The organism is Methanobrevibacter sp. (assembly GCF_015062935.1).
In the GTDB taxonomy this organism is placed as follows: Archaea; Methanobacteriota; Methanobacteria; order Methanobacteriales; family Methanobacteriaceae; genus Methanocatella.
In genome coordinates this window covers 1-13,599 of record NZ_SUTM01000004.1, presented here as the reverse complement: position 1 = coordinate 13,599, position 13,599 = coordinate 1, and the positions used below count along the sequence as shown (strand labels likewise).

The window sequence follows — 13,599 nt, the reverse complement described above, 5'->3', positions numbered from 1 at the left end:
AAAATAATTTAAATTCGAATTAAATCATTTACACACTTTACATAACGAATTATTTCAATTTCAATAGAATTAATGAAGTTAAAATATATTGAACTACCTCGACCTGTAAGAGGTCGAGGTAGTTCAAGAAAAGAGAAATAAATGAAAAATTTAATTAACTTTTGATACAAATATAATTCAAATGAATAACAGTATTGTTAATTTACGGTGAGGAAATACTATGGCTGAAAAGAGCAATATGACCATTATCGGAGGTACAAGAGGCCTGGGCCGATGGATAGCTGAACATTTAAATAATGATTTCAACATCACAATCACAAGCCGTAACAAGGCTTCAGGACTTGAAGTTGCAAGGGAATTGAATGTTGACTATAGCAATAACAACATTGAAGCAATACAGAATGCAGACATAGTCATTTTCAGCGTACCAATAGAATATACAGCTGAAACCATTAAAGAAGTAGCTCCCCATGCACCGGAAGGATCACTATTGATGGACGTATGCAGCATTAAAACAGAAGCTGCCGAAGCATTGAATAAATATGCTCCAGATAATGTGGAAATCCTGCCTTGCCATCCTATGTTTGGGCCACGAGTTCCTACAATCAAAAGACAGATTATAGTTTTGACCCCTATTGAAAACAGAGCAGAGAACTGGTTCGACCGTGTGGAAAAATATTTAACAAAATCAGAGTGTGAAATTGTCGTAACCACACCCGAAGAGCATGACAAGTACATGAGCATAGTCCAGGGCCTCACTCATTTTTCATTCATTACATTAGCTTCAACAATCAGAAAGCTCCATATCAACGTTGAAAGGTCAAGATCATTTTCAAGCCCAATCTACAGCCTAATGCTAGATATGGTCAGCCGTGTCATATATCAAAACCCTTACCTTTACTATTCAATACAGAAAAATAATAAGGAAAACACCCATGCGAGAGAAGTATTGATTAAAGAGGGAGCATATCTGTCAAAATTAATCGAAGATGGTAATGAAGAGGACTTTGTAAAAAATATGGAGGAATCATCCGAGCATTTGGATAATCGTGAGGAAGCATTGATTCGCTCAGACAGAGCCATAGGAATGCTCAGCCAAAAAACCAATGTCCTGACAAAATCAATTGGCAAGGAAGTGGGCTTGAAGGATTTACATTCTGAAAAAATATATGTGGGCATTGTCAAAAAGGTTACTTCAAAATGCGTAATCTTAGAAAGCAATGATGAACTTTCCTTAAAAATTTCAACTGTTGATATATTATCTGCAAAAGAAGTATTTGAATGGAAGAAAAATAATCTTAAACTTGAAAAATTCAAGTTATCTGTCAGACTGCCATCTAGCTGCGATGAAAAATACCTCATTAAAATGTTTGAAAATATTGAAGGCGTCATTGATGTTGAAATAACAAATATCAAACAAATCAGTGATTCCGCAACAGAATTCACATTTGAGTACACAACATTCCACAGGAAAGATAAAAATTATGTTGAAGAATATGTTAAAGGAATTGGCGGAAAAATTATTTAATAGCTAATAAAATGAAAAAAATCCACTGATTTTAAATCTATACATCGTAACTCTCAACAATATCATTTTTATTCTTTATAAACAGTATTGTTATTATCAATAGAATTACTGTTATTATTATCATCATTAAGAATGTCAAGCTAAATGATTTGACGGAAATCTGATTATGTGTAATGTTTCCGTTTGCCAGTATCTGCATTACTACAACCGTAACTGATGAACCTATTGCACCTATAACCTGCCTTGCAGTATTGTTGATTGCAGTTGCATCCTCAACGTCACCTGCTACAACACTCATAGCCCATGTAATTGCCGGAGATAATCCGAGTCCGCAGCCGATTCCTCTGATTAACTGAGTGATTAACAGGTATTCAAACGTAGAGTTCATATTATATGTCATCATAGCTGCAAATCCAATTATATTTAAAAGTGATGAAGCTATCAAAACTGGTTTTATTCCAATCTTATCTGCCATTACAGGACTTAAGAAATTGAACACTATCATGATTATTGCTGATGGAAACAATATGAGTCCTGATTCGGTTGGAGAGTAATATGCAACATTTTGTACAAATAAAGGCACCACCACATTGATTCCACACATGATAAAGTAGAGCAATGCTGCAAAAACAGTACCATATACAAAATACTTATTTTTAAGCACATTTAAATTAATCAACGGCTTTTCAATTTTGTTTTGACGTTTGACAAATATCGCTAATGTGATTATTCCAATAACTATAGGTAAAATTACATGAGTCAAGCTGAATGAAAATTCTGCAATATTTGAAAAGCCAATCATCAGACCTGCACAGAACAGTACTGACAGTATTAAAGATGCAAAATCCAAAGGATAATCCTGGGTTTCAAGTTCAAAGTTTGCGAACAGAACCGCTGAAATTAAAATTACAAAGGTGATTATAGCTAAAAATTCGAAAATAACTCTCCAATCATACAAATCAATTATGATTCCACCCATTGTCGGCCCAAATGCAGGTACGATTCCAACAAGAAATCCCATTAATCCCATGAAAAATGCCCATTTTTCTTCAGGCATGATTCTGAAAATCAAAATTTGGCCTATAGGCATGAGAATACCAGTTCCCATAGCTTCAAGGATTCTTCCAACAATTAAAATTTCAAAGCTTGTTGCTAAAAAGCAAAGTAATGAACCTATTATAAATAAAACTAGTGATGTTGTCAGGATTGTTTTAATCCTGAATCTTTTTGTAATGTATGCAGTTGGTGGAATCATCACTCCCAGCACCAGCAGAAACACTGAGTATGTCCATTGCACAGTTGCAGAAGATATTGAGAAATCCTCCATATAATACGGCAGGCTTGTTGTTACTATACTTTGTGATATCAGTGTAACAGCAGAAGCCATTATAAGTATAATTAAAGTTATTAATCCGTTCTTATTTTCAAATTTCATGAATTTTTTCCTTGAATTTAGTCTTTAACTATATTTCTTTAATTTTACATTTAAATAGTTTAACAAACTTCTATTTTTAAAGAATTATTTCATACATTAACAAAACAAATTTCAAAATAAGTTATTTTTCAAATATTCCATGACATGATGCAACATATGTTGCAAAACTTTATATATCCCCAGGACCATAATAATAAAATGCAACATATGTTGCATATTATGGTGATTATATAAATTATCAGGAAATATCAAATACTATTAAAGACTGTCTAAATCTCAAAACCAGTCCTGTCAGCGTCAAATTATTTGAAAAACAAGAATATGCCGATGAAATACTTGAAAAATCAGATAACATAATGCACTACCAGGCAATAATAACTGCAAGCAAAGGAAAATCATTCTACGGAACAGCAAAAGAAATAGGATGCCCAATAGGGGCGAGCATATTGGGATTAAAAGAAATACCTGAAAAAATACTTAACGGATCACAATTCGACAAAATGAATGTGACATCAACACAGGAAAGCGGAAAGGCACTGATTGATTCAGTTCCTAAAAACAGCAGTAAAATAGAAGCAATAGGATATATGCCTCTTGAAGATTCGAAAATAAAACCTGACGTTGTCGTAATCATTGCAAAACCAAGACAAATATTTGATTTGATAAGAGCCAATGCCCATCAGAAAGGAAAAAGAATGGACAACAGCGTTGGAGGAACACAGTCATTATGCGGAGACATTGTAGTCAATTCCATCCAGACAGATGAACCTCACATCTCATTTGGCTGCATGGGCTCACATATAGCAACAGAACTCCAGGAAGATCAAGTTATAATCGGAATACCCGTTTCCAAACTTGAAGAGATAGCCAATTCATTAAAAATTGTGAACAAAAGGTAATACCATAAATGTATGGATTTTATTAGATACCAGAACACTACAGAAAATTTCAGGAAGATAAAATGAAAAGTAAAGACAGAATTGTTGAAAGCCTTATTGAACTGATGAAAACAAATGAATTTGAAGCAATTACAGTGAAAGATATATCTGAACTGGCAGAAGTTAACCGATCCACATATTATCGTAACTTCAAATCAAAGGAAGATATCATCAGATACAAACTCGAGCTGATGATGGACGAATACTTAACCGAATATGAAAATAAATCAACACGTACAAAGGAGACATATATTCAGACAATCCTTGAAACATTTCTGAAATATGATGAATTCCTAAAGACAATCCACAGGCAAAACCAGAGCTACATCCTGCAGAAAGTACTTGTCAACTATTTCAACGACATTTTGAAAAATACTTCTAAAAAAGAAAGATATCAAGTTTATTATCATATCGGAGGAATATACAATTTCATCATTTGCTGGATTGAAAATGAGATGGAAGATGATGTGGAAAGCCTTGCAAAGATAGGTTCCAAGATAACAACAAATATAGAACCCTATCTAATCAATTAGGATTCAAATATATTAATTAAATAAAAAAAATGGAAAGAATATTTCCATTTTATAATGTTTTACATAATTAAAAAAAGATAATGGAAAAATCATATATCATTTAAAAATTTTCCAATTTAAACAATAGCTTATCCATAAGAATCAACAGATTTTGAAATTCATTTTCATCAAAATCCTTGAATAATTCCTTTTTGTAAGCTTCATGCGTTTTTAGGATTTTAACAATAATTTGCTTTCCATCAGAGGTAAGCAAAACATTCTTTTTTCTCTTATCTTTTTCATCATCCACCCGTTTTACGAATCCCTTTTTTTCAAGCCTTTCAAGGGCACGTGTAACAGTTGCATTATTGAGATTTCTGGACTTGGCCAATTCCTTTTGGGTGATTTCACCCATTTCATTTAATGTTAAAAGAAATGACATGTCCGAACGTGTCACATTAAATTCCTTTAGATTGCTGTTTGTTTTTTCAGTATACAGTTTGTTGATTCTAAATAACCTCTGGTCGAAATCCAAATTATTCATTTTAGCCCTCAACAATGTCTTTTTTATTCTTTATAAACAGTATTGTTATAATCAATATTATTACTGTAATAATTATCATCATCATAGAGGTCATGCTGAATGAGCTGACGGAAAGTTGATTATGAGTAATTTTTCCGTTTGCCAATATCTGCATTATAACAACAGTGACTGATGAACCGATTGCACCTATAACCTGTCTTGCAGTGTTGTTGATTGCGGTTGCATCCTCAACGTCCCATGACACCACACTCATGGTCCATGTAATTGCAGGTGTCAGACCAAGTCCACATCCGATTCCTCTGATTATCTGTGTAATAAGCAGGTATTCAAATGTTGAATTCATGTTATAGGTCATCATTGCCCCAAATCCTATTATATTTAAAACTGATGCTGCAATCAAAACAGGTTTAATTCCAATTTTATCTGACAATACAGGACCTATGAAATTAAACACGATCATTATTATTGCTGCAGGCAACAGTATGAGTCCTGATGCTGTTGGGGAGTGATATGCTACATTTTGAACAAATAACGGCACCATTACATTGATTCCACACATTGTAAAGTATAGCAATGCAGCAAAAACGGTTCCATATACAAAATACTTATTTTTAAGTACAGCCAAGTTAATCAGTGGCTTTTCAATCTTGTTTTGACGCTTGACAAATATTATTAATGTTATTACTCCAATGATTATTGGCAGGATTACATAAGTTAAGCTGAATCTGAACTCTGCAATATTTGAAAATCCGGCCATAATGCCTACACAGAATAATATGGACAATATCAATGATACAAAATCCAGCGGATAATCTTCAGTTTCAAGTTCGAATTTTACAAAGAGAATAGCTAAAATTAAAATTACTGCAGCCAATATTGCAAAAATTTCAAATATAACTCTCCAGTTATACAAATCAACTATAATGCCTCCAAATGTAGGTCCCATTGCAGGTGTAATTCCGACAATGAATCCGAACAGCCCCATAAATACTGCCCATTTTTCTTCAGGCATTATCCTAAAGATCAATATTTGGCATATTGGCATTAGAATACCGGTTCCCATAGCTTCGAAAATTCTACCAACAATCAACATTCCAATGTTTGTTGATAAAAAACAAATCGCTGATCCGATTATGAACAATATGAGGGATGCTGTCAGTATTGTTTTGATTTTAAATCTTCTTGTAATGTATGCGGTTGGAGGAATCATCACTCCAAGAACCAATAGAAATACAGAATATGTCCATTGTGCAGTTGCAGAGGATACTGAGAAATCATGCATATAATGCGGCAGGCTTGTTGTTACAATACTTTGAGAAGTTATTGTAACCGCAGAAGCTAATATAAGTATAATTAAAGTTATTAATCCATTTTTATTTTCAAATTCCATGATATTTTTTCCTTAAGAATTTAGTTGTCTAACAAATAATTGTCTAGACAAATAATTTATGTTTTTTTATGTTTAAACGTTTTGAAAATATGATTTTACAATAACAGAACAAATATATTAAACAACAAAAAGAAAATAGTAATATAAGAAAAACATGACCTATGTTAAAATTGATAATTTTATTGGAGGATTACTAATTGAATGAAACTATTAAGGAACACTCATGGATTCCATTAATATTAGTGGCTTGCGCCTCATTTATCATAACTTTGGATTCCACATTCATGAACGTCAGCATTTCCCAAGTTGTTGCTGATTTGAATACAGATGTTAGCACAATTCAGCTGACAATGTCATTTTACACCCTCATCACAGCAGCATTCATGCTGCTCAGTGCCAAGCTTCAAGACATTGTCGGTAAAAAGCGACTGTTTATAATCGGTGCTGTGCTTTACGGTATAGGTACAATGACTGCAGCAATAAGTACAAGCGATACAATGTTGTTTATCGGATGGGCAGTGATTGAAGGTATTGCAGGAGCATTAATGACACCTGCGACTGTTTCCATAATCAGCGGAACATATTCCGGTGAAAAACGTACATTTGCTTTGGCAATTGAGAGCATAATGGTTGCACTTTCAGCCGCCGTCGGTCCGATATTCGGTGGAATCATGACAACATTTCTCTCATGGAGATATGGATTTGCATGTGAACTGATAATTGTGATATTCATCTTAGTAATGCAAAATAAAATACCTGACTTCGTTCCTACCGAATCCAAAAGCGATTTGGACATTACAGGTGCAATTATTTCATTTATAGGCCTTATCTTATTTGTCATTGGTATTTTGATGCTAAGTGAAGATGCCATAATAAGTGTATCCGCCATTATTTTAGGCATAATCGCACTGGCCATCTTTGCATTGTTTGAAATCAAAAGAAAAAGAAATGGCAAAGTGCCACTGCTCGACATGGACCTGTTCAAAGACAAGAATTTACGTATAGGCAGTTCCATTATCGTATTATCTTATATTGTAATGGGCGGTGGATTGTTTGCAGTTTCACTGTTCCTGCAAAGCGTATTGAATTTAAATGCATTCGATACAGGTTTGACCACACTTCCTCTGACTTTCGGCTTGCTTATCTTTGCAGTGGCGGCTCCAAGTCTAATAGGAAAATTGAATCACAAGACCCTCATGGCAGTCGGAAGCGTAATAGCAATCATTGGATGTCTGATTCTACTCTATCAGTTTAGACTTGAAACAACAATGTTTGATTTAATGCCTGGAATGTTTATATTAGGATCAGGACTTGGTTTTATAATGGCTTTAAGCACTGACATTGCATTAATCAACATTCCTGATGAAAATCAAAATAACGCATCAGGCATCACTACAGTCAGCCAGACATTAGGTGAATCAATGGGTACAGCAATCATCGGAGTAATTCTAATTCTTGGAGTTATTGGAGGCATCATCGATGCAGTCGATATCTATGCACCACAATATTCAGAAAATGACCACATACATCAAGATATCTACAACTACTTCCAAAAAATGGGAAACATAGACGAACTTAAATCACAGGAAAGCATTGTTATTGCTGCTGCAGACATCATTGTTCAAAATGCAATGGGATTCGTAATGATAGTAACGACAATTCTTATGGGCGTTGTTTTTGCTCTGACATTGCGGCTGGATGATACGCGCATTAAAATACGATGAGAGTTCATCTCTCATTTTACCTTTTATAGGTTAATATCTTTTTTTCATCAAAATCACTTTCCAATAACCTCAAAACTCATCTATCCATACACCATATTTCGATTAAAAGACAAACAATATAATTGACGGAATTCTTTTAGATTTTAATTTAATAGGACGTATTTTACATTAACGGCAAGGTTTTCAAAAATCAACTCCGATTTTAATTGGGCAGATAGTGGTTTTATCATCCCATTATATTACTGGAACATTTCAGGATTTCTTAAGAACGCTTTTGACCGCTTGTTTGCAGTTGCGGAATGTGATAACTACAAAAATCCAGTAAAAGACAGTATTCTTATTATGGCAGCAGAAGGTGCCGGATTTGAAGAAAGTGAGTTTTGGTATGACAATTTGGAAAAACACATTGGATGGAAAAACATCGGCAAGATCTTATGCAGTCATGTAACACAGCCAGGAGACACTGAAGGAAAACCTGAATTAAAAGAAGCGTACGAGATTGGAAAATCTATAAATTAAAAAAAAAAACATAGGAATCCTATGTTTTTTAACTTTTTTTAACAACAATCAATTATTCATCGTTTTCATAGTCAATAATCGCAAATATCCTTTTGATGCTTGAAAATGAAGTTTCAATGGAAGCGATAGATTTGCTTATTTTTTTAATAGGCTTAGTCAATAATTGCCCGTACATAATAACTGCCAATAGGGTTCCCAGCTGAATCTCATTAACTGATAAGAAGTAAATCCCTGCCATATATACAGTTATATTACTTATATTTGTTAAAAATGTTGTAATCGGCACCATGGCATTAGTGACGTTTTTGGATTTAGTGTAATAGTCAATTACAGTTTGATTGATATTTTTAAATCCTTTTTCATGGAATGAATCACGATTTGATAGACCTCTTTCAAAATTGCTCATCAATCTTCCTAAATGCTTTTGATGACCGTCGTAGTAATCTCTAGATTTATAATCACATAAATAGAATGCGATGGCATAAATCGGCAATATCGCAATATATACTAGACTCAATCTGAAGTCTGTCATCAACATCAATACAATTACTAGGATTATTGATAGAATTTGCGCATAAATATCAGAAAAGCGGGAAGAGACAAACTCACGGATGTTCATCACATCATTGTTTAATCTGGAAAAGATGAGACCCTTTGAATTTTCTTTAATGTATCCTGAACCGATAGCATCGATCTTATCAAATAATTGCATTCTTAAATTATATGCTACCTTTTCACCGATAGTTCCCATGATTTTCTTTGTAGGTATTGTTAAGAGATACCCTCCGGAATATAATAGAATCAATATTGCAAGATTGGTGTAGACAGTAGGGTCGTTGAATGTATTTGAATTAGAAAGCAATAAATTAGCAGTCTTTCCTGCAACTTTAGGGGCATAAACAATACACAAGGTAGATACAGTAAGCAAAATCATTGATATTATTATTTTAATCTTGTCCTCTTTTAATATGTCAGTGAATTTGTCCAGGATGTCGTTTCTTTCAGCCCATATGCCCTTATCCTCCCATGCAATATCCTCCTCAACAATTTCTATTGCTTTTGGATTAGCATCTGTGTTTTTGGATTTTATGATTTTATCTTCAATAGTCAGGACTTCCTCTAAACGCACTGAAGTGGCATATGCACGTGGCCACCTGTCAATCAATGCGGGAATAGGAGTTAAGGTACCAATGAAGTAGGCAATATACATTAAAATAATGAATGAGTCAAATACGCTGTCGGTTTCAAAGCCGATTGTGTATCCGGAATTAACCATTGCCAAAGTAATCAAAACAATGAAATATAAACCCCACATTAACAGTGGCCCGAGGTAATATTGACTAGAAATATACTTAACGTTTTTATCATATGAATTCTCACAGGCCTTTTCAAATTCAGCCTCATACTCCTTTTTGTTATATGGGATTTTGTCAGCTATATCACTGATTTTAGATAGAAATAACTGGTTTAGCATTCCGTATGTCTTTTTAGCTCTGAAAAATATTTCTACAATTTTTTTCATTCTTAAAATTATAATCATGGAAAGAATGGCAATAAGTGCCAAGAAGAATATCGCATAAGACGTATCAATCAATGCTATTTCATATACGACTGCTATGAATGTAACGGGAATCAGTATTAACTGTTCGAGTATTATCACTAAAAATCCCTGTTCTGAGGACATACCCCTGGTTGACCGTGTAGTTAGCCCTGAAATTTTAAATTGAGCAACTTCCTCATCAGGCAGGTTCATCAGGATATGAAATATTTTCTCACGGATTTTATATGCTGCATTTGAAGCCACTCTTGTTGAGAGTAAAGAGACCGCATAAAGGGAAATCATTGAAAGGATTGTATACCCTACCATATTCAATCCGGATTTGAAAAGCAAATCTGCATTCTGCTGTTTAACTCCCGTCAAAGCAGCACCGAATAGGTCAATTATTTCCATTTGAAAGTATGTCTGAACGGCGATTAATGCGAAAATAGCCAGTACTGTTTTCCATTGGAATTTTAATGATACACTCAAAAACTTTTTCATAATAATATTTTTGTTTTTGAACAATATATTATCTACACATTAAAAATCAAAAATATTCTCTACAATTATGAAAAACTTACATTAATCTTTAGCTGCGAATCAATATAGCTAGGTTCCATAACCTCTTTTACAAAATCATCCTTTTTAACATCACCAATCATCAATGGTGAATCTGGATTATGCAACTTCTGATTCTTTTTAACCAATTTCATATTGGCATTGGCGTAGCAAGATTGAAATTAACGACTAAAAAGCGAAATCTTGTTTCATAAATTGCGAATAAAATCAGAAAACGTTATATTCGCAGTAAAACTGAATGTATCATGAATTTCAAATACTATTCGCATAGCAGTATAGAAATTATCTACTAAAAATCGAAATATATCTTATTCAGTACTAACAAAAAAACTTAAAAATTAATAAAAGTATTTCCTATTTTTTAGTGAAATTTATTTCATAGTTAACGAACAAATATTACTTCCAAATGCTCTCACCCTAACAGAATATCTATGAAATACTAAAGTAAACATTAAGATGACAAACATTGGGGAAATTAATTATTATTTACAAAAGTCTCCAATAAAAATATCAAAAAATATATAATAAAAATATCAAAAAGTCTCCAATAAAATAATAAGTTGATTGAAATGGAAAGAAAATACTTAAAGCGTTACATGGATGATGATTTAGAAAGATACCTTAGAATGATTGGTGCAGATTAAAAAAAAAGCAAATGAGAGATGACCTCTCATTGTTTTTTAATATTATTGTTTTTTATCCGCAGCGTTTGAATTAAAATAGCTGCTAACACGACGGCCAATCCATACATTACGGATGCCATTGCATTCTGAATAATTATATCTGCAGTATCCACAACAATACTGTCTTGTCCCTCTATAGTCTCTAATTTTTGGAAGTAATCATAGACCTCCTGATGGAAATGTTCGTCCCCTGAATAATCAGGCGCATAGGTATCGACTGCAGTACTAATACCACCCATAACTCCAAGAATTAGAATTATTCCAATGATTGCTGTTCCCAATGAGGAACCTAATGTTTCACCAGTTGTAATAATACCTGATGCGTTATTTTGGCCTTCAGCAGGAACATCGAATAATGCAACATCCGATGCTAAAGCCATCATAAAACCAAGACCTGTCCCAAGTAAAAACTGTCCTGGAATTAAATCCAGCATATTTACATTTAATTTAAATTGATAACTTAAAATCAGACATCCGACAATGGATATTATACATCCTACTGCCATGATTGTCTTGTGATTCAGTTTTCCTATTAGTTTTGGAGCGGTCAATGAAAAAATAAACAAAGCCATAACAAACGGAAGTGAAGCCAAACCCGTATCGAATGGATTTAACTGCAATACACTTTGGAAAAACAGAACCATTACAAAAAATGTTCCGGATATTATAATATTATATAATAACTTAATAGATGTACCTATACGCAAATTTTTGTCTCTAAATAAATCAACATCAATCAATGGCACCTTGCCTGACCTTTTTCTTTTGAGTTCAAACCATATAAAGATTGCCAAGACTATCAATCCCAAAATTATCTCAGTTATGCTGGTAGCAACATCCTTAGTCAGAGTCAAAATACCAAGCACAAGCAAAAGAAGACATATACCGGAAAGTATAGCACCAATAATATCAAGATCGCTTTTAGATTCAGTAGGCTTAAAATCAGGTATTTTATTTTGCATTACTAAAATAAATAAAATGAATATTAATTCACATGCGAAAGTGTATCTCCAGCTGAAAAAAGTTGTAATAAGCCCACCAAGGAGTGGAGCTAAAATATCTGCAAGTCCTGCCATTACCCCGAGAGTTGCCAAAGCAATTGTACGCTTTCTTCCGGAATATATTCCGCTTATTATTGAAACTATGGCAGGCAGCATTAATGCCGCAGCAACACCTTTAATCGCTGCCCATCCGACAAAAAACATTGTAACACTTGAACTCAATACTGCAGCAAATATGCCGATACCAAAAAGTGCAGCACCAATTACAAACAGTTTCTTTTTACCAACTATGTCCTGAAGTTTGGTACTGAACAGTATCAACGCAGCAGTGATAAGAGTACAAAACGACACGATCATTTGAATAGTACTAACATCAGTACTCAAATCAACAACAATTCTAGAAATGCTAACATTCATGAAAAAAGAGTCCAATACTATAATAAAGGAAGCACAAGCCACAACTATTAACGGAAACCAAGAACTCTCGTTAGCCTTTTCATTCATATTTATTAATCCTCCAACATATTATCTTAAAAAATATTTTAACATTCAAACTTAAACATGAACTTAATTTTATATTTGCTTTCGCAACGATTAAATTTTTGGATTGGATTTTTATCAAAATACTGCAAGAATACCATAATCTCTGTAAGATTGATTTCTGATGAACTTTAAATATTCAAGGCCCAACCTAATAACTATATCAATCTAGTTTGAGCATCAATATAGCTTGGTTCGAAACTTCATTAACAGTTTCGCCCTTATTTAACCTCACCAATCATCAATTGTGAATAAATATTATGCAACTTTTGGTTCCTTTTAACCAACTTTATGTTGACGTTTGCATAGCAGTAGTAAAATTATCCGCTACTTTTTATTGAACTACCTCGACCCATAGGTTGCCTCCTATAAATCTTTTAATTCCTTTTCAAGCTGTTCCTTTTTTGCTTGGATTATTTTGTATTCATTTTGTTTTATTAATTTCTGAAGAACTGGATCAGTGTCAATTATTTCCATGGTTTCTTCTGCATCGCCGATAGCTATCAGTTTTGCTCCAAGCTCGTAGGCGTCTTTATGGTTGAAGGTTGATTCTTCTACTATTTTTTTGAGTGTTAAATCTACTCTTGCACTGATGTTGTCGGATAAGAGTGAGGAATTACTTCCCCAAACTCTCCTAAGAACCGTACGTGAGACTTACACCTCATA

At 33.5% G+C, this 13,599-nt stretch carries 11 protein-coding genes; 5 read left to right on the top strand and 6 right to left on the bottom strand.

Features of this window, described 5'->3' with window-relative positions; all coding sequences use genetic code 11:
* Nucleotides 1-220: 220 nt before the first annotated feature.
* Nucleotides 221-1,528 carry a prephenate dehydrogenase gene (locus E7Z81_RS02510; protein WP_292743778.1) on the top strand — a complete coding sequence of 436 codons (1,308 nt, stop codon included), beginning with the start codon at nucleotides 221-223 and terminating at the stop codon, nucleotides 1,526-1,528.
* A 37-nt stretch (nucleotides 1,529-1,565) separates the two neighbouring features.
* Here E7Z81_RS02510 and E7Z81_RS02505 read toward each other — a convergent pair whose 3' ends face one another.
* Entirely contained in the window at nucleotides 1,566-2,963 is a 1,398-nt protein-coding gene (locus tag E7Z81_RS02505; protein WP_292743775.1) for a DHA2 family efflux MFS transporter permease subunit, read from the bottom strand.
* A 230-nt stretch (nucleotides 2,964-3,193) separates the two neighbouring features.
* Between E7Z81_RS02505 and E7Z81_RS02500 the strand changes: the two genes are divergently transcribed.
* Complete coding sequence (locus E7Z81_RS02500; protein ID WP_367263001.1) at nucleotides 3,194-3,862, top strand: DUF169 domain-containing protein; 669 nt, start codon at nucleotides 3,194-3,196, stop codon at nucleotides 3,860-3,862.
* Nucleotides 3,863-3,924: 62 nt separating this feature from the next.
* Nucleotides 3,925-4,434 (top strand): TetR/AcrR family transcriptional regulator, encoded by a 510-nt coding sequence (locus E7Z81_RS02495; RefSeq protein ID WP_292743772.1) that lies wholly within the window; start codon nucleotides 3,925-3,927, stop codon nucleotides 4,432-4,434.
* A 100-nt stretch (nucleotides 4,435-4,534) separates the two neighbouring features.
* Here E7Z81_RS02495 and E7Z81_RS02490 read toward each other — a convergent pair whose 3' ends face one another.
* Together E7Z81_RS02490 and E7Z81_RS02485 are read right to left on the bottom strand one after the other, a co-directional pair.
* Nucleotides 4,535-4,957, bottom strand: coding sequence for a MarR family winged helix-turn-helix transcriptional regulator (locus E7Z81_RS02490; RefSeq protein WP_292743769.1), 423 nt, complete (start codon nucleotides 4,955-4,957; stop codon nucleotides 4,535-4,537).
* A gap of 1 nt (nucleotide 4,958) precedes the next feature.
* Nucleotides 4,959-6,347, bottom strand: coding sequence for a DHA2 family efflux MFS transporter permease subunit (locus tag E7Z81_RS02485; RefSeq protein ID WP_292743767.1), 1,389 nt, complete (start codon nucleotides 6,345-6,347; stop codon nucleotides 4,959-4,961).
* Nucleotides 6,348-6,544: 197 nt separating this feature from the next.
* Here E7Z81_RS02485 and E7Z81_RS02480 point away from each other — a divergent pair, with 197 nt between their 5' ends.
* Both E7Z81_RS02480 and E7Z81_RS02475 read left to right on the top strand, forming a co-directional pair.
* The gene (locus E7Z81_RS02480) at nucleotides 6,545-8,071 is read left to right on the top strand and encodes an MFS transporter (protein ID WP_292743764.1); all 1,527 of its coding nucleotides are present in this window, start codon (nucleotides 6,545-6,547) and stop codon (nucleotides 8,069-8,071) included.
* Nucleotides 8,072-8,353: 282 nt separating this feature from the next.
* A complete protein-coding gene (locus tag E7Z81_RS02475; protein ID WP_292743761.1) occupies nucleotides 8,354-8,590 on the top strand; it encodes a hypothetical protein in 237 nt (78 codons plus the stop codon).
* Nucleotides 8,591-8,642: 52 nt separating this feature from the next.
* Here the strand turns inward: E7Z81_RS02475 and E7Z81_RS02470 are convergent, their stop codons facing one another.
* The 3 genes from E7Z81_RS02470 to E7Z81_RS02460 form a co-directional block, all read right to left on the bottom strand.
* Nucleotides 8,643-10,631, bottom strand: a complete 1,989-nt coding sequence (locus E7Z81_RS02470; RefSeq protein ID WP_292743759.1) for an ABC transporter transmembrane domain-containing protein — start codon at nucleotides 10,629-10,631, stop codon at nucleotides 8,643-8,645.
* Between the two features lie 65 nt (nucleotides 10,632-10,696).
* Nucleotides 10,697-10,843: a hypothetical protein gene (locus tag E7Z81_RS02465; RefSeq protein ID WP_292743757.1), complete on the bottom strand. Its 147-nt coding sequence runs from the start codon at nucleotides 10,841-10,843 to the stop codon at nucleotides 10,697-10,699.
* Nucleotides 10,844-11,379: 536 nt separating this feature from the next.
* A complete protein-coding gene (locus E7Z81_RS02460; RefSeq protein ID WP_292743754.1) occupies nucleotides 11,380-12,897 on the bottom strand; it encodes an MFS transporter in 1,518 nt (505 codons plus the stop codon).
* Nucleotides 12,898-13,599: the final 702 nt, after the last annotated feature.